At 37.9% G+C, this 20,464-nt stretch carries 20 protein-coding genes; 2 read left to right on the top strand and 18 right to left on the bottom strand.

What is annotated here, in order from left to right; genetic code table 11:
• Positions 1–62: 62 nt before the first annotated feature.
• From PQ456_RS08765 to PQ456_RS08685, 17 genes are all read right to left on the bottom strand, one after another.
• Complete coding sequence (locus tag PQ456_RS08765; RefSeq protein WP_273615773.1) at positions 63–992, bottom strand: magnesium transporter MgtE N-terminal domain-containing protein; 930 nt, start codon at positions 990–992, stop codon at positions 63–65.
• A gap of 69 nt (positions 993–1,061) precedes the next feature.
• On the bottom strand, positions 1,062–1,505 hold the full coding sequence (gene fliJ / locus PQ456_RS08760; protein WP_273615772.1) for a flagellar export protein FliJ: 444 nt from the start codon (positions 1,503–1,505) through the stop codon (positions 1,062–1,064).
• A gap of 6 nt (positions 1,506–1,511) precedes the next feature.
• Positions 1,512–2,831 (bottom strand): flagellar protein export ATPase FliI, encoded by a 1,320-nt coding sequence (gene fliI / locus PQ456_RS08755; RefSeq protein WP_273615771.1) that lies wholly within the window; start codon positions 2,829–2,831, stop codon positions 1,512–1,514.
• A complete protein-coding gene (locus tag PQ456_RS08750) occupies positions 2,818–3,675 on the bottom strand; it encodes a FliH/SctL family protein (RefSeq protein ID WP_273615770.1) in 858 nt (285 codons plus the stop codon). The genes fliI and PQ456_RS08750 overlap by 14 nt, the downstream gene beginning before the upstream one ends.
• Complete coding sequence (gene fliG / locus PQ456_RS08745; protein WP_069327385.1) at positions 3,668–4,684, bottom strand: flagellar motor switch protein FliG; 1,017 nt, start codon at positions 4,682–4,684, stop codon at positions 3,668–3,670. The genes PQ456_RS08750 and fliG overlap by 8 nt, the downstream gene beginning before the upstream one ends.
• A gap of 11 nt (positions 4,685–4,695) precedes the next feature.
• The gene (fliF, locus tag PQ456_RS08740; RefSeq protein WP_273615769.1) at positions 4,696–6,291 is read right to left on the bottom strand and encodes a flagellar basal-body MS-ring/collar protein FliF; all 1,596 of its coding nucleotides are present in this window, start codon (positions 6,289–6,291) and stop codon (positions 4,696–4,698) included.
• 45 nt (positions 6,292–6,336) lie between these two features.
• Positions 6,337–6,645, bottom strand: a complete 309-nt coding sequence (fliE, locus tag PQ456_RS08735) for a flagellar hook-basal body complex protein FliE (protein WP_069327387.1) — start codon at positions 6,643–6,645, stop codon at positions 6,337–6,339.
• Positions 6,646–6,675: 30 nt separating this feature from the next.
• On the bottom strand, positions 6,676–7,128 hold the full coding sequence (gene flgC, locus PQ456_RS08730) for a flagellar basal body rod protein FlgC (protein ID WP_069327388.1): 453 nt from the start codon (positions 7,126–7,128) through the stop codon (positions 6,676–6,678).
• A gap of 3 nt (positions 7,129–7,131) precedes the next feature.
• Positions 7,132–7,542, bottom strand: coding sequence for a flagellar basal body rod protein FlgB (flgB, locus tag PQ456_RS08725; RefSeq protein ID WP_273615768.1), 411 nt, complete (start codon positions 7,540–7,542; stop codon positions 7,132–7,134).
• 838 nt (positions 7,543–8,380) lie between these two features.
• Positions 8,381–9,781, bottom strand: a complete 1,401-nt coding sequence (hslU, locus tag PQ456_RS08720) for an ATP-dependent protease ATPase subunit HslU (protein ID WP_273615767.1) — start codon at positions 9,779–9,781, stop codon at positions 8,381–8,383.
• Between the two features lie 128 nt (positions 9,782–9,909).
• Positions 9,910–10,452: an ATP-dependent protease subunit HslV gene (hslV, locus tag PQ456_RS08715; RefSeq protein WP_204824583.1), complete on the bottom strand. Its 543-nt coding sequence runs from the start codon at positions 10,450–10,452 to the stop codon at positions 9,910–9,912.
• Positions 10,453–10,487: 35 nt separating this feature from the next.
• Complete coding sequence (gene trmFO, locus PQ456_RS08710; protein WP_204824584.1) at positions 10,488–11,819, bottom strand: FADH(2)-oxidizing methylenetetrahydrofolate--tRNA-(uracil(54)-C(5))-methyltransferase TrmFO; 1,332 nt, start codon at positions 11,817–11,819, stop codon at positions 10,488–10,490.
• Between the two features lie 176 nt (positions 11,820–11,995).
• Positions 11,996–14,101 (bottom strand): type I DNA topoisomerase, encoded by a 2,106-nt coding sequence (gene topA / locus PQ456_RS08705; RefSeq protein WP_273615766.1) that lies wholly within the window; start codon positions 14,099–14,101, stop codon positions 11,996–11,998.
• 37 nt (positions 14,102–14,138) lie between these two features.
• Entirely contained in the window at positions 14,139–15,278 is a 1,140-nt protein-coding gene (dprA, locus tag PQ456_RS08700; protein ID WP_273615765.1) for a DNA-processing protein DprA, read from the bottom strand.
• A 275-nt stretch (positions 15,279–15,553) separates the two neighbouring features.
• On the bottom strand, positions 15,554–16,483 hold the full coding sequence (sucD, locus tag PQ456_RS08695; protein WP_273615764.1) for a succinate--CoA ligase subunit alpha: 930 nt from the start codon (positions 16,481–16,483) through the stop codon (positions 15,554–15,556).
• A 42-nt stretch (positions 16,484–16,525) separates the two neighbouring features.
• Positions 16,526–17,683: an ADP-forming succinate--CoA ligase subunit beta gene (sucC, locus tag PQ456_RS08690; RefSeq protein WP_273615763.1), complete on the bottom strand. Its 1,158-nt coding sequence runs from the start codon at positions 17,681–17,683 to the stop codon at positions 16,526–16,528.
• A 277-nt stretch (positions 17,684–17,960) separates the two neighbouring features.
• On the bottom strand, positions 17,961–18,443 hold the full coding sequence (locus tag PQ456_RS08685) for a MarR family winged helix-turn-helix transcriptional regulator (protein ID WP_273615762.1): 483 nt from the start codon (positions 18,441–18,443) through the stop codon (positions 17,961–17,963).
• 231 nt (positions 18,444–18,674) lie between these two features.
• Between PQ456_RS08685 and PQ456_RS08680 the strand changes: the two genes are divergently transcribed.
• Together PQ456_RS08680 and PQ456_RS08675 are read left to right on the top strand one after the other, a co-directional pair.
• Positions 18,675–19,103, top strand: coding sequence for an organic hydroperoxide resistance protein (locus tag PQ456_RS08680; protein ID WP_204824589.1), 429 nt, complete (start codon positions 18,675–18,677; stop codon positions 19,101–19,103).
• Positions 19,104–19,489: 386 nt separating this feature from the next.
• Positions 19,490–20,128: a hypothetical protein gene (locus PQ456_RS08675; RefSeq protein ID WP_273615761.1), complete on the top strand. Its 639-nt coding sequence runs from the start codon at positions 19,490–19,492 to the stop codon at positions 20,126–20,128.
• A 174-nt stretch (positions 20,129–20,302) separates the two neighbouring features.
• Here PQ456_RS08675 and PQ456_RS08670 read toward each other — a convergent pair whose 3' ends face one another.
• Positions 20,303–20,458, bottom strand: a complete 156-nt coding sequence (locus PQ456_RS08670; protein ID WP_273615760.1) for a hypothetical protein — start codon at positions 20,456–20,458, stop codon at positions 20,303–20,305.
• Between the last annotated feature and the right edge of the window lie 6 nt (positions 20,459–20,464).

The following is a 20,464-nucleotide window of genomic DNA, read 5'->3' as shown; positions in this document are numbered from 1 at the left end:
GACTTCCCAACTGTGCCCTATAGCCATACAATAGGAAATGCTTCCGACTGTTCTTATCATTATTAATTACCTGCCATAAGCTGATTAATAATTTTCACTGTTGCTGCTGGATCTTTGGTAGACATCGCAGAAAGAATTCCTGCTCTTGTAGTGTCATCCATTGTGTTTAACACTTTCAATACTTTCGCCTGGCTACCTTTAGCTGTTTGCAATAATAAATCTGCTGCACTAGCTGCTGGCATACTTGTAAATGTTTGAGCCAATGCTTGATCATCTAATTTAGAACTCGTAGTAGATGAAGCTGGTGTAGGAGCTACTGTTGTTGTAGCATTTTGCAAAGCTAGCGAAGTCACTGAAGCAACTTTGGCATCCATTTTTTGCAAAATTCCTGCTTGGTCTGTCGCATTCATTGCATTTAATATTTCTACTTGTTGAGGTGTAGTCATATTTTGCAAAATTGCTGCTGCTTTGGAAGAACTCATATTAGAGTATATTTTCGCAACATTTTTAACTTGTTTTTGATAATCATTAAGTGTTGATGTGCCTGTACTCGTAGTACCTGTAGCTGTTGTTCCCGTTGTCGTGCCTGTAGTTGCTGGTGTGGTTCCAGTCGTTGCCGGTGTTGTCGATGTTCCGTTCGTATTTGTTGTAGCATTCTTTTTAAGAGTCTCAATTTCTTTTGCTTGTTCTTCTTGAGTTGCTTTGGAAGCAGCAAGTTCTTTTTTTAATTTATCTACTGTAGCACTATCACTTTCTGATTGAGTAGTACTTGCAGTAGCACTACTATCTTTATCGGCAGAAGGCACCCAATTTTTCACTATAGGAATTTTGTCTAGTGTACTAAACATACTATTACGTAAATCTACGTTAAATAACATAACAATTACGCCAACTAATACAAGGGTAAACAGAATTGGAGTCGCAATAAAAAGGAATCTTCCCATTCCGCCTGATTCCTTTTCTACTTCCATTTCTGGACTTTTCTTCGCCACGGTAAACCTCCTTGATCACAACATGCTTATTTCTTATTAGCGTCATTCAGGTATAGTTTGGTGTATATATTACTTGGAGTTCATTACATACCGTACTGTAGCCATTTCATCAAGATCGTTTTGTTCACGAACCATATATTCATGATTGAATTTAGTCTTTGCTTTGTCTTTAGCTTGTAGCCATACTTTTTCATCTACCATTTTTTCAGTCAAATGAAGTTTTTTGTGTTCTACTTCTACTTGAGCTTCACGAATATCAACAATTTTGCGCGATATGCATTGGTCTAGATAAACGACGTAACGCTGTAAATCTTGCAATTCAGAAATAGGTGCTCTATTTTCAATTGCCTGATTAATCATTTCCAACGTGCGACCCTGATCTTCCAGCAGTTGATCTAATGTTTGTTCCTGTGCTTGTAATTCTCCCAGTGCTGAAGATAGGAGCCATTCTGCCTGGTTTTTTGCACTTGATTTAATATCAACAACTTTTTGAAAAGTATACTGGAATTTCATAATTTATCAGCTCCTCGCAAATTCGGCAATCATCTGTTCTTGTGCTCCAGATAGTGTCGTTTTTTCATGTACTTTTTGTTTGGTAAATCTCCATATATCCTGTATACGTTCAATGGCTTCATCAATATCAGGACTTGATCCTTTTTGATAAGCACCAATATTAATCAAATCTTCGGATTCTTTAAAAACAGACATTAATCGTTTCATGTTATCTGCTGCATCTGTCTGTTCTTCTTCTACAATGTCTTTCATAACCCGGCTAATACTTGCCAAGACATCAATAGCTGGGAACTGTCCTTTATTCGCAATAGAACGGTTTAGTACAATATGGCCGTCTAAGATACCTCTGACTGCATCGGCGATCGGTTCGTTCATATCATCACCATCTACCAACACCGTATAGAAAGCTGTGATAGAGCCTGTAGGCCCTGTACCTGCTCGTTCTAGCAATTTAGGTAAGCCTGCAAATACAGATGGAGTATATCCTCTCATTGCTGGTGGTTCACCAACTGCTAACCCTACTTCACGTTGAGCCATAGCATAACGAGTGACAGAGTCCATCATGAACATCACATTCATTCCACGATCTCTGAAATATTCAGCTATCGTTGTAGCAATCAAAGCACCTTTGATACGAATGAGTGCAGGTTGATCAGATGTAGCTACGATAACTACAGAACGTTGTAGACCTTCTGGACCAAGATCGCGTTCGATAAAATCGCGTACTTCGCGTCCACGTTCTCCAATAAGTGCAATGACATTCACATCTGCTTCTGTATTACGAGCAATCATTCCCATTAACGTACTTTTACCAACACCAGAACCAGCGAAGATACCTACACGTTGACCTTTGCCTATTGTAAGCAGACCGTCTATTGCTCTTACTCCTATACTGATAGGATCTTGAACCCTTGGTCTTGAAAGTGGATTAGGTGGTGTATTGAATGTAGAATAATGAGTCATTCTAGCTGGAATCAATGAACCATCTAAAGGTTGACCCAATCCATCTAGCACTTTACCTAGTAGTTCTGAACCTACTTGAACAGTAAGTGGTTTACCTGTACCTACAACATCGCATCCAGGGCCAATCGATTGTAATTCACCGAGTGGCATCAATAGCACTTTATTATCTCGAAAGCCAACAACTTCTGCTCTTAAAGGAGCAATACCTTTGGTTGGATAGATGTAACACACATCACCAATACTTGCGTCCGGCCCTTCAGACTCAACCATTAATCCAATTACTTGAGTGACCTTGCCATTAATACGAACTGGATCAAGTTGTTTGAGATATTCTAAATACCTTGAAGAATTAAGATCCTGCATTACTATTCCCCCGCTCTTCGTCATGAAGCGCTAAGCGAACCAATTCTTTTTTAATTTCGCTTAGTTGAGTATCAATACGAGCATCTACACTACCAAATGCTGACCGAATGACACATCCGCGATCGGTTACCGTCGAATCCGGTAAGATTTGAAGTTCTGCTTGAGAATCGATTGACAGTGTTAACTCTTCTCTAGCAGCATGTACAAAATCAAATTGACTAGGACTAATACATAATGTGATAACACCTTGTTCGCGTTTACGAGCTAGTGTTCTTTTGATGAGATCAATTACATAATCTTGTTGTTCTTCAAGCTTTTTATTGATTACTTTTTCAGCTATACCGCAACTTAGATTAACTAAAAAAGGTTCTGCTTCTTGAATAATTTGTTCTTTTGCTTCATAAGCTTGACCAAGAACTGTTTGTGCTTCTTGCATAACTTCACTCATATGAATTTGCATTTCTGCTTCTACACGTTCTCGACCTTCTTCAAAGCCTTCTTGAAAAGCTTGTACTTTGATCGCTTCAATCAAATGTTCATCTTGCTGGCGACGTTCTTCCCACCAAGCTGCTATCGTTTCTTGAGCATTTTGGAGGATACGTTCTGCTTCTTCTGCTGCTTCACGTACTTGACGTTCTGCAAATTCTTTGGCATCCGTCAGCATTTCTTCTTTTAAACGAACGGTATGTTCATCCACATGAGGTTGATCATAAGCATGTGGATGAGAAACCGTATAAGTGTCTTGAGTAGCTCCATCAGATTGCTTGTAATAATCACGGCTGAAATCGAGCTTTTTAAGCACTTCTACCGGAATATATTGGGATGATTTGATCAAATTAGACAATGATATCATCTCCTCCACCGCGTGCTATGATAATTTCACCTGACTCTTCAAGTCTTCTAATAATTCCAACTATACGAGTCTGTGCTTCTTCTACATCTTTCAAGCGGACAGGCCCCATAAATTCCATTTCTTCTTTGAATGTTTCAGCCATACGTTTGGACATATTTTTGAATACCGATTCGCGTACATCTTCGCTTGCCACTTTGAGTGCCAATTGAAGATCGGCATTCTCGACATCCCGTACAATCCGTTGAATTGAACGATCGTCGATATTGACAATATCTTCGAAAACAAACATCCGTTTTTTGATTTCTTCAGCAAGTTCAGGATCTTGAATTTCTAGTGAATCAAGGATCGTTCTTTCTGTTCCTCGGTCAACACCATTCAAGATTTGAACAATCGATTCGATACCACCTGCATTTGTATAATCCTGTGTAACCGTAGCTGATAATTTCTGCTCCAATACACGTTCAATTTGCGAGATAACTTCCGGTGATGTACTATCCATCATCGCCACTCTTCTCGCTACTTCAGCTTGTTTTTCCTGAGGTAGCGAAGAAAGAATAGCAGCCGCTTGTTCAAATTGTAGATAAGAAAGTACCAAAGCAATGGTTTGTGGATTTTCATTTTGAATAAAATTCAAAATCTGACTAGGATCAGCTTTACGAGCAAAATCGAACGGTCTTACTTGTAATGTAGCTGTTAGTCTGTTAATCACTTCAAGAGCTTTGTTTTCACCTAATGCTTTTTCCAAAATTTCTTTAGCGTAATTAATACCGCCTTGAGAAATATATTCTTGAGCTAAGCAAATCTGATGAAATTCAGAAACGACTGAATCTTTCTCAGCACTTTCTACTTTACGTACATTAGCAATTTCAAGTGTTAATTGTTCTATTTCTTCATCACGTAGATGTTTAAATATTTGAGCCGATACTTCCGGTCCGAGTGAGATTAATAATATGGCTGCTTTTTGTCTTCCGTTAAGCGCCTGAGTACTTCCCTTTGCCATCGATTCACCTCTTATTCATCAGCAAGCCATGTACGTAATAAGTTAACAAATTCATCTGGTTTCTTTTTGGCAAGTGATTCAAGTTGCTTACGTACCTGACTATCATTCGTCAAGTTATCCAAACTAATCGAAGGAAGCTCAGTTACTACTGGTAACAGCATATCTTCTTCATAGTCTCCTGTTTGTTGCTGTTTGCGACGACGTAAGATTATAAACACAACAGCCGCGATAACAAGTGCTGCGATTGCTGCAATAATCCAAGTCATATTATTAGCAAAAAATCCTTGATCTGTTGTATCTGTGGCGAATGCTTGTGAGAACACATTTACTTTAGAAGCTAAAGCAGGATCATTTTCTGCATAGGTCACACCATTTTCTGATAACGAAGTTCTAACAATACTTTCAAGCATGGTTTGAACTTGTTTATTCAAATCAGATTGTTGCGTAACCGTTTGACCTGCTACTGGATCAATAGCTACATTAATTGTTAAATCTTTTACAAAATAAGGACTAGATACAATTTCATTATGAATTTTATTTACATCATAATTGATTGTACTTTGAGATTTTTCGGATTCGTTACTACCTGATGATGAACCACCTGGATACGTTGGAGTATCTGTACCTCCTGTTCCAGCAACACCACTATCTGGAGTAGAAGTACCTGTACTACTTTCTTGGATCTGCTGTGCACTGATTTCGATACCTTTCATATTCTCGACATCTACAGGCTCTACACGATCTTCTTTAGAATTTTTTTGATCAAAATTCAAGTTCGAAGCAACCAGTACATTTACACGTTCAGGTCCTAGCAATCTTCCCAAAAACTGTCTTACATTATTTTCAACATCTGCTTCATATTTTTTCTGTAAAGCCATGTTTTCTTGTACTGCTCCAGCCAACCCAGAAGGCCCGCCACCTTTAACCGTAGATACCAGTTCACTACCATCTGTTCCATTCGTGATTGTAATATTCGCAATCGGTAAATGTGGAACAGCAGTACTTACTAAATTGTAATAACCATCAACGGCTTCTTGCGTTACACGAAATCCTGGTTTGAACTGCATAACTACTGATGCTGTTCCTGTATCTTCGTCTTCTGTACTAGCAAAAAGACTTTCTTCTGGTAAATTCACCAACACTTTCGCATTGCTTACTCCGTTCATCTGTTTGAGCAATTGCGATACTTCACCATTCAAAGCGTTATTATATTTCACGTTAAATTCATTATCTGTCATACCAATAGCAGAAGAGCTTGCATTAAATTCGCTAAATCCGATCGTTCCGTTTTGCATTAATCCTTGTGATCCTACAGCGACTTTGGCTCTAGCAGCACTTTCACTTGCTACAGAAATGCTTGTACCATCACTACTTAACTGGTAAGGAATACCTTGTCCATCTAAGTATTCCATAATCGCAGCGGAATCTGTAGCATCTAAGTTTTGGAATGCTACTTCATATTGGACTTTAGAAAATTGAATAGTTAGTACAACAATAGCAATAATAATAAATGCCAGCGTTGAGATCAGTAATATTTTTTGGTTTTTATTAAAATTCTTCCAGTATTGGACAAGTTTATCTCTATACTGGGCAACTCTTTCATTCACAATGTCACCCCACTCGAAACTATGCTATGGAACATATACAGCTACTTACAATTGAGTACGCATGATTTCCTGATAAGCTTCAAGCGCTTTGTTACGAACTTGAGAAACCATTTGTAGACTAAGTAGTGATTTCTCAGAGGCGACCATTACTTGATCCACATCTACTTGTCCTAGCAAGAACTTATCGTTCATCTGGTGAACTGTTTTCTCCTGTTGTCCAACTTGATTCATAGCATCTTCTAAGTAAGAACCAAATTGTTCCATTGCTTCACCAGGTGTTGCTTTGGCTTGTGTCGTCATTCCCGTCGTCATCTTCAAAGGGGATGCAGCATTGAACATTGTGTTCTCTATCATTATTTACCCCACCTTTCCATTTTTGATCGTTTATTTACCAATTTGTAAAGCTTTGGTAATCATTGCTTTGGAAGCATTAAGTGCAGTTACGTTAGCTTCATATGAACGCGAAGCCGATATCATGTCCACCATTTCTTTTAAATTATCGACGTTAGGCATTTTTACATAGCCATCTTTGTCTGCGTCTGGATGTGTCGGATTATATACAAGTTTGAAAGGTTCTGGATCTTCTTGAATGGCTGAAGCTTTAACACCGTTAATCCCGTTGCGGCTTCCATTCATTGCGGAATCAAGTGTATCTGCGAAAGATGGTTTGTTTGTCGATAACACAACTTCTTTACGACGGTAAGGAACAGCTTCACCATTAACGACTTGTGCTCTTGTTGTCTCTGCATTCGCAATATTGGAGGAGACAACATCCATTCGAAGTCGTTGTGCTGTTAACGCAGAAGCACTAATATCAAAACTGCTACTAATTCTCATGGATTAGCTTCCTCCTTGAATAGCGGTTCGCATCATTTTAATCTGATGGTTAATTTGTTCGATGTAAGCATTGTAACGAAGTTGGTTTTCAGCAAGGTTACTCATTTCTACATCCATGTCAACATTGTTTAAGTTGTTGTTCATGACTGTACTTTGATTACTAGTGACCATTGCTTGCGGAACAGAGTTAGTATTACCAATTTGGAAATGTCTTTTATCTTCAACTTTACCACTAAATGGCATTTGAGAATCATCCATTTGGCTTTGAAGCATATTTTCAAAAGAAACATCTGATCTTTTAAAATAAGGGGTATCTGCATTTGCTATATTGTTTGAAATTACTTGTTGTCGAAGTGTAGCAGCACCCATTGCTCCTTCTAATCTTTTAAATCCAACATCATTTAAAAGGTTCATTGACATCACTCCTTTCAATATCCATGCTGTTCTGGAAAGTAAATTCCATATTTTTATCATAATTCTTTTTTTTTCGACAAAATCATCACAAAACTCATTCTCAGTTTATAGCTCTTTGTGCGTCATTCTTCCTAAAATCTTATAACATAAGTTTCCTAGAGAATTGGTCATAACACAATGAGAATAAAGCCCTATCTTTTGACAAAAACTGAGTCTTTTTGTCTTGTTTTAAAAATATTCTTCCAAATTACATGAAGAAAATACCATTTGAGAACAATAAAACCATGTAATAATTGTCGATTATGCACGAATTTAACTAACTTAACTTTTAAAGTCTAATATTAATTTTAAATATTTTAGGTCTTTTATCATTCATCGTATCATGATAAAAATTAACCAAATAAGTTAATAGATGATCATAACTTATATTTTCACGACATATAGCCTAGTGCATATTACTTACTGATAAATAATTTTTAAAGATTTTGTGAATTTTCTTGCGTATAATCATTTATTTTTAGACAAATTTGCTTTTTTATAGAATAGTACATGCTGAGGAGAAATAATTTGCATGTTTGCGAAAATGAATCAATCATACCTTATTCATTGTAAAATGGCTAGTATAATATATACGTGTTGTTTACTATATCGGATCATCTAACAAGAACTTGTACAACGTTTTTCTTTCTGTACTCATCATACCTCTTTCGCGACTACGAAAATATAGGAAAAAGGCGGGGAACTTTGAGAAACAGTACCCCACCTTTTTCCTAAAAAGATGATTTCCTATTCAATTTCGGTCTTTATCGACTAGTACAGGTGCTAGAGACGTAGCTCATCACAAAATATATTGACTTAAATCTCTGTTTTGAGCAATCTCACGTAATTTTTCTTGTACATATTGAGGTGTAATAATCATTTTCTCTAACGTCAATTCTGGCGCTTCAAAAGATAAATCTTCTAACAGTTTTTCTAAAATCGTATGCAAACGACGTGCACCGATATTCTCAGTGTTCTGATTAACTGCCGCTGCGATCGAAGCGATTTCTCGAATAGCTTCATTAGAAAATTCCAATTCTATATTTTCCGAACGTAAAAGATAGACATATTGTTTTGTTAATGCATTTTCAGGCTCTGTCAAAATATTTACAAAGTCCTCTAATGTCAAACTATCCAGTTCTACCCGAATTGGGAAGCGACCTTGCAATTCTGGAATCAGATCAGAAGGCTTAGACGTATGGAAAGCACCGGCTGCTATAAATAAAATATAATCTGTTTTGACCGGGCCATACTTCGTCATAATCGTAGAACCTTCTACAATCGGAAGGATATCACGTTGTACCCCTTCTCTAGAAACATCAGGGCCTGTACCACGTCCAGAACTGGTTACTTTATCTATCTCATCGATAAAAATAATACCTGTTTGTTCTGCGCGACGTAGTGACTCTTGATTCACATCGTCCATATCCATCAATTTGTTCGCTTCTTGCTGTGTTAATATTTTGCGAGCATCTTTAATCGGAAGTTTACGTTTTTTTGTTTTTTTAGGTAAAAAGCTACCTAACATTTCTTGCATATTCATCCCCATTTGATCGTTGCCCTGACCTGCAAACATATCCATCAAAGAAGGCATAGAATCTTCTACTTCTACTTCAATCACATCATTTTCTAATTTGCCTGCTAATAGATCAAAACGCACTCTGCGTCTTTTATCTTGAATCGAACCATCTTGCTCAAAATTAGTCTGAGGTTCTTCCGTTTGATTTTGATTACCAAATAGCATTTCAAGCGGATTACGTTGTGATTTGTTTTTAAAGCCAGAAGGCACTAAAATTTCGACAATACGTTCATTTGCCATTTCTTCTGCTTGATCTTTTACTTTTTCAGTACGTTCCAATTTGACCATACGAATAGCTGTTTCTACAAGATCACGCACCATAGATTCTACATCTCGCCCAACATAACCTACTTCAGTAAACTTCGTTGCTTCTACTTTGATAAACGGAGCATGAACGAGCTTCGCGAGCCTACGGGCAATCTCTGTTTTACCTACACCTGTTGGCCCGATCATCAAAATATTTTTTGGTACAATCTCATCCTGCATATTTTCAGGCAAAAGACTACGGCGATAACGATTACGAAGTGCAACTGCAACCGATTTCTTGGCATTTTTTTGTCCAACAATATACTTATCCAATTCGGTAACTATTTCTCTAGGGGTCAAAGCAGTGGTTGTCATGATCTTACCTCCATATCGATAAAAGTAGTGAACTGATAGTAACTATAGTGATTAAACAGTATAACGATTATATAAAAACCGGTGCTTATCGCACCTGTTACTAAAGTACGCAGTAGCACCGGTCCATCTTACAATTCTTCTACAATAATATTATCATTCGTATATACACAAATTTCCGCAGCGATATGCAGTGAAGCTTCGACAATGTCTTTTGCTTCTAAATCTTTACCATGACGTTTAAGTGCACGTGCAGCAGACAAAGCAAAATTACCTCCAGAACCGATCGCAATAACATCGTCATCCGGTTCGATAATTTCTCCGCCACCAGAGATTAACAAAATTCCGCTTTGATCCATAACAATCAATAAAGCTTCTAATTTGCGAAGTACACGATCAGAACGCCATTCTTTAGCAAGCTCTACTGCAGCACGTTGCAAATTACCATGATGCTCTTCAAGCTTTGCTTCAAACTTTTCAAATAACGTAATCGCATCAGCTACCGAACCAGCAAATCCAGCTAATACTTGTCCACGATAGAGGCGACGTATTTTTTTAGCATGTTGCTTCATAATAACATTTTGTCCGAATGTGACTTGACCATCACCAGCTATAGCTGCTTTACCATTGTGACGAACAGCACATATCGTTGTAGCGTGAAATGAGAGATCCATTTATACTTCCCCTCCTCTACATAATCAAACGTGAATTATTGTGTAACTTCTGTTTGCTCTAGCTCAAAAAAAGTTTTAATACTTTCTAAAGCCTGATTTGCCAGCATTTCATTTTTTTCTTTTTTATTACGAATACGTTTTTCTGGTTTAGGTAATAGACCAAAATTGGCATTCATCGGTTGGAAATGATCTGGATCAGCATGTGTAATATAGTGAGCCATACTTCCTAGTGTACTCTCCAAAGGTAAATGAAGCAATTCTTGCCCTTTAGCTAGACGTGCAGCATTCATACCAGCAATCAAACCAGATGCGGCAGATTCTACATATCCTTCTACACCTGTCATCTGTCCGGCAAAGAAAATACGATGATCATTTTTAAGCTGATATGTATCTTCTAACAGCTTAGGAGAATTGATAAACGTATTACGATGCATCACACCAAAACGAACGTACTCTGCATTTTCAAGACCAGGAATCATAGAAAATACACGACGTTGCTCGCCCCATTTCAAATGCGTTTGGAACCCGACTAGATTATAAAGAGTACCTGCTGCATTATCTTGACGCAATTGAACAACCGCATAAGGCAATTCACCTGTATGAGGATTAACCAAACCTACTGGTTTCATCGGTCCAAATAAAGCTGTTTGTCTACCACGCTTCATCATCACTTCGATAGGCATACAACCTTCAAAATAGATTTCTTTTTCAAAATCTTTTAATTGAGCCGTTTCTGCTTCGATTAGTGCTTCATAAAACGCATTGAACTCTTCTTCGTTCATCGGGCAGTTCAGGTAAGCGGCTTCACCTTTATCATAACGCGAAGCTAAATAAACTTTATTCATATCAATTGAATCTTTTTCTACAATAGGAGCTGCTGCATCATAGAAATAGAAATATTCTTCACCCAAAAGTGATTGAATTTGTTGCGACAATGCAGGTGATGTTAAAGGGCCTGTCGCAATAACTACAATACCGTCTGTAGGAATTTGTTGTAATTCTTCATTAACTACAGTCACCAAGGGATGGTTGTGTAGTGTAGACGTAATCTCACCAGAGAATCCATCACGATCTACAGCAAGTGCTCCACCGGCTGGAACGGCATGACGATCTGCTGCTCCAAGAACTAACGAATTCAGCATACGCATTTCTTCTTTCATTACGCCTACTGCATTCGCTAACGTATTGGAACGTAAAGAGTTACTACATACCAACTCTGCAAATTGATTTGTATGATGCGCTGGTGTTTTTACCACAGGACGCATTTCGTATAAGGTAACAGGTACACCTTGACTTGCGATTTGCCAGGCTGCTTCACTACCTGCAAGACCTGCTCCAATAACCGTTACTTTTTGAATATCTGACACAATAAAAAACCTCCTGCATAATGCACTTAATCTAAATAGTTATAACTTGCACCCTGTTTGAATAAACAAGATACAAGTTATGATAGGTAACGTGGATCCAAAAGATCCACACTGTATTTAATGATACGTATTATACGTGAAAAAGTCTCAAAATCCTATTTTGTAGAAAGGAAACGTTAATCCACCTCTAATGCCTCATCTTCTGGTTCTTCCACCATTTCGGTATGATCACAATGAGTACATTGCAACTTCACACCTTGTTTGTTACGTTTTTCGACCATCATTGATTCACAGACTGGACAAGGTTTAGGTGATGGACGATCCCATGATACAAAATCACAATCAGGATAACGATCGCAACCGTAAAATACCCGACCCTTTTTACTACGGCGTTCAACGACATGTCCTTCTTTACATGTTGGACAAGTAACTCCGATATCTTTAATAATCGGTTTGGTGTTACGACAATCTGGGAAACCAGAACATGCCAGGAATTTACCAAAGCGTCCTAATTTATAAACCATTGGTAATCCACATTTGTCACACAGCTCGTCAGACACTTCGTCTTCGATCTCAATTTCTTTCATTTCTTCTTCAGCAAATTCTAAGCGTTTTTCAAAAGATTCGTAAAATTCACTTAATACGTGAACCCAGTCTTCTTCCCCATCTTCCACATGGTCCAAGTTCTGTTCCATATTCGCTGTAAATTCAGCATTTAATATTTCAGGGAAAAATTCTTCCATCTGCTGAATAACCAATTCGCCCAGTTCTGTCGGCATAAATTTCTTTTCTTCAATCGCGACATAACCACGTTTTTGAATCGTTTCGAGTGTAGGTGCATACGTACTTGGTCGTCCTATCCCTAACTCTTCTAACGTTTTTACTAGACGTGCCTCTGTATAGCGTGGCGGCGGTTGAGTGAAATGCTGTTTGGGTTCAATCTCTTCTTTTTGAAGTTGATCGCCTTGAGCAAGTGGTGGTAAAAATTTGTCGCCTTCTTCTTTACCATCATCATTGCCTTCAACATATAATTTCATAAATCCTTGAAAACGTACTTTGGAACCTACCGCACGAAAAGTAGTAGGACCTGCTGCAATATCAACAGATAATGTATCCAATACTGCGGAAGACATTTGACTTGCCGCAAACCGTTCCCAAATCAATTTATAAAGACGGAATTGATCACGACTCATTAATGGTTTGAGAGAATCTGGATCACGTACAGCAGACGTAGGACGGATCGCTTCATGCGCATCTTGAGAATTAGCAGCTTTTTTAGAATATTGGCGTGGTTCATCAGGAACAAACTCTTTACCGTATTTTTCTAAAATAAACTCTTTCACTTCTTCTTGTGCTGATGCAGCGATACGAGTAGAATCTGTACGCATGTAAGTAATAAGACCAACAGTACCTTCTTTGCCTAGATCAATACCTTCATACAACTGCTGAGCTACAGACATTGTTTTTGCTGCACGGAAATTCAATTTACGAGCGGCTTCTTGTTGTAAAGAAGATGTAGTAAATGGAGCTGAAGGATGACGCAAACGCTCACGCTCTTTTACATTGGTGACTTCAAAAGAAGAATCTCCAATAGCCGCCAAAATTTCTTTAACTTCTTCTTCATTATGAAGGTCTTTTTTCTCACCGTTCAATTTGTTGAACTTGGCTTCGAACGTAGTATCATTGATCGTTAACTTCGCTGTAATACTCCAGTACTCTTCAGCTACGAAATCAGAGATTTCATTTTCACGATCAATAATAATTTTAACAGCTACAGATTGTACACGACCTGCGGACAAACCTTTTTTTACTTTTTTCCATAACAATGGACTGATTTTATAACCCACCAAGCGATCTAATATACGACGCGCTTGTTGTGCGTTAACAAGATCCATATTAATTTGGCGTGGTGTTTTGAAAGCATCTTTGACTGCTTGTTTGGTGATTTCGTTAAAAACAACTCTACACATTTCGGATTCGCCAACATCAAGCGCATGGGCTAAGTGCCAAGCAATTGCTTCACCTTCGCGATCCGGATCGGCTGCGAGATAGACTTTTTTTACTTTTTTACGGGCATCTTTTAATTCTTTGAGGATAGAGCCTTTGCCACGAATAGTGATATATCTAGGATCAAAATTATGCTCTACATCAACACCGATTTGGCTTTTCGGCAAATCTCGAACGTGTCCCATGGATGCTTTCACAATATACTTACTGCCCAGGTACTTACCGATTGTTTTCGCTTTCGCTGGTGATTCTACAATAACAAGTGTATCTGCCATTAGGTTCGTCCCCCTTTCATTTTATCTTTTATATGATTTATATTAAGGTATATAACGCGCCAGAGCGTTGACTGATCTGTTTTTTTATGATTAAAGATAACAGAACCGTATGCAAAAGTCCAAAATCAAAATTCGATTGAACATGAAGTTCATCGATTGTTGCATCACCCTGCTCCAATATAAGGTATATCGTTTTTTCGTCTGTTGTCAAATCGAATTTTTGAGAAAAGGGTGAAATTGAAGCATTGGAGTCACTAATTTCGCTGGAATTTTCTTTCATTTCGTACGGATTATCACACCGTTTAATTAAACTTGAATCATATTCCTTCATTATATCTTCTGTACATGTAACTAGAATGGCTCCTTGTTTGAGTAAAGAAAGTGTACCCTGACTTTTGGGAGAAGTGATCGGACCCGGTACAGCAAATACATCACGATTCTGTTCCATCGCAAAATCGGCTGTAATTAACGATCCACTTCTAGCATCTGCTTCGACAACAACAGAGCCATAGGAAAGCCCCGATATAATTCGATTACGCTGTGGAAATAGACCTGGCGAAGATTTGGTTCCTATTGGATACTCGGACAAAATCAATCCTTGATCTGCTATTCGATGATACAGTGAACGATTTTCCGCTGGATAAATCATATCAATAGCTGTACCTAGTACTGCGATCGTTGATCCATTTACTCTAAGCGCTGCATCGTGACAGACACTATCTATTCCTCGAGCCATCCCGCTTACTATCGTAACACCACGTTCTGCCATTTCACCAGCAAGTAACTCACCAACTTTACGACCATAAGCTGTCGGAACCCTTGTTCCAACCATGCCTATACAGAAGCTCGATAATAATTCTAATCTTCCTTTAGCATATAAGATCCAGGGTGGTTGAAAAGTTTCCTTCATTAAAGTAGGATACTCTTCATCTAGCATAGTAATAATATGAATCCCTTGATCTTTATACTTCTTCATTTTGGACATCAGATATTCCGGTTGTAACTGCTGTGGTAAAGATTGAGCAACTTTTTCAGGCATGCCTAATCCACGCCAGCTTCCGGCATCCCATTCCGGCAGTTCGCGCAGATCTACATGGTTCTGTAATATATCGCTCATTCTTTTCCAACCTATTCCAGAAGCTTCACATAGTCCAAGCCATACTAATTTCTCATTCATAATATAATCTCCTTTTCAGGAGCAGGAACAAATCATCCTTCTCCATTTAATCGTAAACCTAACTATTTTGCAAGCGTTTACTTCATTTTTAGGTATTTTCTTCCATTATTTCGATCTCTTTTTTCAAAATAAACGAAAAAGAACGCAAAAAAAGCAACCTTTGTCTCCTCAAGAGAATACAAAGGTTGCTTACCTTATACGTCTGTCACTATCTAATTACACCCATTATAAAGAACAGGCCATTAAAAGTCTATACCGATAGATTAAAGTCCTTTTTAGTGCGTAGTACACTCACTTAAAAGACCTTTTTCTTCTAAAACTTCAACAAGTGTTGAACCCATTTCAGAAGGAGTAGGTGCTACTTTAATACCGCAAGATTCTAATTTAGCAATTTTTTCAGCAGCAGTACCTTTACCACCGGAAATGATTGCGCCTGCATGTCCCATACGTTTGCCTGGAGGAGCTGTTGCGCCGCCGATAAAGCCTACAACAGGCTTCGTCATATTCGCTTCAATCCACTCTGCAGCTTCTTCTTCTGCTGTACCACCGATCTCACCGATCATGATAACAGCACGTGTATTAGGATCTTCGTTAAATAATTTCAGAATATCAATAAATTCTGAACCTTTTACTGGATCTCCACCGATACCTACTGCAGACGATTGACCAATTCCACGAGTAGACAATTGATGAACAGCTTCATACGTTAATGTACCACTACGTGATACAACACCTACATAACCTGGCTTGTGAATGTAACCTGGCATAATACCAATTTTACACTCACCTGGTGTAATCACACCCGGGCAGTTAGGTCCGATAAGAACTGTTTTTTTGCCTTCTAGATAACGGGATACTTTGACCATATCCAATACTGGAATACCTTCTGTAATACAGATAACCAGATCTAGTTCAGCATCGATTGCTTCAAGAATAGAATCAGCTGCAAATGCAGGAGGTACATAGATAACACTTGCTGTAGCACCAGTTTTTTGTTTAGCTTCTACAACTGTATTAAAGACTGGCAATTTTACAGTTTTGCCATCTTCGAGTGTAATCTCAACATCAGTTCCACCTTTACCAGGTGTTACGCCGCCTACCATTTGAGTACCGTAATCTAGCGCACCCTTAGTATGAAAGAGTCCTGTTGCCCCGGTGATACCCTGAGTGATGACTTTTGTATGCTTATCTACCAAAATACTCATTGTTTAGACACAGCTCCTATCACTTAATTTAGGTCCTGGATTTTATACGAGAGCTACGATCTTCTGTGCTCCGTCCGCCATAGAATCCGCGGCAACGATGTTTAGCCCTGATTCAGCGAGAATTTGTTTACCTAAATCTACGTTCGTACCTTCAAGTCTTACAACTAAAGGACGATCCAGACCGATTTGTTTGGCAGCTTCAACTACCCCGTTAGCAATAACATCGCAACGCATAATACCACCAAATATATTAATGAAAATACCTTTTACACTACTATCGGACAAAATAATTTTGAAAGCTTCTGTTACTTTCTCCGTTGTTGCACCGCCCCCTACGTCAAGGAAGTTAGCCGGTTCGCCGCCATAATATTTGATAATATCCATTGTAGCCATCGCTAAACCTGCACCGTTGACCATACAACCGATGTTACCATCAAGAGCGATATAACTTAGATCGTATTTAGAAGCTTCAATTTCTTTTGCATCTTCTTCATCCAGATCACGAAGTTCAAGAATATCAGGATGTCTAAAGATCGCATTAGAATCAAAGTTCAATTTCGCATCCAAAGCAATTACTTCACCATCGCCTGTTACAACCAGCGGATTGATTTCTGCAATTGAGCAATCTTTTTCGATAAAAGCAGTATACAAGGCAGTCATAAACTTAGCTGCTTTGTTCACTTGCTTAGTAGGAATATTGATTGCATATGCTAGTTTGCGAGCTTGGAACATTTGTAGACCAATAGCTGGATCTACAGTTTCACGGAAAATCTTTTCAGGTGTTTTTTCAGCGACTTCTTCAATCTCAGTGCCGCCTTCTTCAGAAGCCATCATGACGACTCTACCTGTAGCACGATCGATAACAACGCCTATGTAATATTCTTTTTGAATATCACAGCCTTCTTCGATTAGAAGTCGTTTTACTTCTTTTCCTTCAGGTCCTGTCTGATGCGTTACAAGCACTTTACCCAAAATTTCTTGAGCATACGTACGTACTTCATCTAGACTTTTAGCTACTTTAACTCCGCCAGCTTTACCTCGGCCACCAGCGTGAATTTGAGCTTTGACAACACACACTGGGCTGCCCAGTGACTGAGCTGCTTCTACAGCTTCTTCTACCGTGAAAGCAACTTTACCTTCCGGTACTACTACTCCGTACTGTTTAAGTACTTGTTTTCCCTGATATTCATGGATATTCATTCAATAAATCCTCCTATCAACATGAATGCATTCCGGCAACATCACCCGGCAAATCAATAACCTTCAATATTGTAACATGTTTTTAAAACGCTTTCCTTAAAAATTTCGCCAATTTACTCCATTTACTGGAAGTTATCTTGAGTAAGCTAGCTCTTACTTAATATATCATGTATACGCTATCAAAGTAAAAAAATAAACACCCTTTTACCAAATTTCGATAAAAGGGCTGATTTTAAAGCTTTATTCTATTGCACAAGATACACGTATTTTGTATCTATTAAGACTTGTTATTCGCCATTTCGACATTCGTTTGGTGAATGTTATGAAGTAGCTGTTTAAATTCACCTAATAATTCTTCTAGCTTCTTCGTATTCATACATGTTCCGGTTAAAACATCATTCGGAATGTTAACTGCTTCTTCTTGCAAATTTTGACCAGCTTCAGTCAATGTAATATGCACTTTACGCTCATCTTCTGTAGAACGCTTACGAATAATTAAGCCTGCTGCTTCCAGACGTTTAAGTAATGGAGTCAATGTACCTGAATCCAAATACAATGCATTTCCTAATTCTTTAACTGTACATTCTTGTTTCTCCCATAAAACAATCATCACTAAATATTGAGAATAAGTTACTCCCAAACGATCTAGCAATGGCTGATACATTTTAGTCATCTCACGAGAAGAAGCATAAATAGCAAAACAAAGTTGATTTTCAAGCTTTAACTGCGGGTGTGGATACTCATTTGATTCTGTAGTCATGCTATATCACCTACCTATAATTAATATGAAATATAAATATTCTTATCTAATATTTACCCAAAACGACAAAATTAGTGACGAACAAGAGTGTGCGAAATCTACTTTATACGTATGATTATATCATAAAATCTACTGATTTACATAAATATAGCGAAAAATATTTTACTTTTCATATTAATTGTGTTAAATTTAATTTTGTAAAATAAATCGTTCGAAAAGGTGGAGTTATTCATGTTAACAATTCAACAAAAAATGTATGAAACTACAGTAAAAGCAGTCGGCGGACGTGCAGGTTATATTGAATCTTCTAGTCCTGAACTTCGTTTAGATATTGCAACACCAAAAGAAATGGGTGGCGCTGGCGGTGCTGGTACTAACCCTGAACAATTATTTGCAGCAGGTTATTCTGCTTGTTTTGATAGTGCTCTAAATATGGTTGCTCGTATGCAAAAAATCAAACACGAAGGTACAGAAGTAAACGCTACTGTAATGTTTGGTAAAGCTGAAGATGGCGGATTTGCGCTAGCTGTAAAAATGGATGTTTTGGTTAAAGGTGTAGATCGTGAAGTAGCTACTAAACTGGTAGAAGAAGCTCACAATGTATGTCCTTACTCTCGTGCAACACGTGGAAACATCGCTGTTGAATTAAACGTTATCTAATTTTAGATTGTCCAACTTGTACACTATCCCTATAAACCCTTTCTAACTCTACCCCCTTATATAGAGTTTAGAAGATCATTTTGATATCGATTTAACGAAAGAAGCAGTCCCCTAACTGCTTCTTTTTTGTCTGTACATAAAACAATTTTGTTTTTATTATGATTTATTTTCAGAAAGAACAATTTCGTTACAAATCCTTCAAACCCTTGATATGACAGGAATACCATCATTCTTATAATGGATTGACATTTGTTACAAAATGTAAGGTTCGTGTCAAAATCGACTGTTATGTGTATGTATGTTATAGTGAAAAACGTTATTTCGTTATTCATATTCAAAAGATTCATCAACGTAAAGATGAACTTAACAAACAGGAGGTCCATTTTATGAAACTCAAAATCAGTACTTTTCTACTTGCACTAACCGTTGTAGCTGCGACCGCCGGCTGTTCTAATAACAGCACTCAAACACCAGCTAGCACTACAACACCAACAACAACGAATGAATCTACAGCGACAGACTCCTCTACAACAACAGGAGAAAGTACAGCTGTAACTGACAACGACAACAGCACAAGCGAAGACGCAACTGCGACAGACGAAGCAACAGAAAGCACAGACAAAGCGACAACGGATGCGACTACAGATAGTGCTAAATCTGATATTTCTGTTGATAAAGTAGCTAGTGCAATCAAAGCACAAAAAATCGATTTGATTTCTGCTCCAGATGAACAAAACAGTTGGGTATTGAATGATGTGAAAGCCACTCGTTTTGTTACTGATAAAGATTTAAATAAACAAGAAACGGTTTCAATTTATAGCTTCAAGTCTGCTGACGATGCTAAAAAAGGTCTAGAAGATTTGAAAACTCAAACAAGCAAAACTCCTTATGACTTGTTGAACAAATCAACATATATTAAAGGTAATGCTGTAGTGGTATATTGGTTTGAACCTTCTTTAAACCAAGGTAGCAAAGAAAAAGGTATGTTAGATGCTAAATTGCAAAAAGCTGTAGATAGCTTGTAATTGTAGTTTATCCCCTTTGAAGTAGTATTTATGTACATCAAGTATCTACTTTTCTAGGCTCACATTCGATCAACGAATAAAAAGAACCGTCCTTAGGGAACGGTTCTTTTTTGTATTCATTATTTTAAGTATTCTAGCTGTACTCAGTGTTGCTACGATCAACTAACAGAATATTTACTCTCGTCCACCTGTAAAAGGATTGATCTCATACGTAAGATCTCGCCCTGCTTTTTTTTCTTCTTCAGCGATACGTTTGCCAATTCCTGCATAATACAGTACACCAGCTACCGCAGAAACTACTGTTACGATAATAAAGCCTAATCCATTCATATTTAT

Origin of the sequence: Paenibacillus kyungheensis (assembly GCF_028606985.1) — a bacterium.
Classification (GTDB): domain Bacteria; phylum Bacillota; class Bacilli; order Paenibacillales; family Paenibacillaceae; genus Saccharibacillus; species Saccharibacillus kyungheensis.
This window is presented reverse-complemented; position numbering and strand designations above follow the sequence as displayed.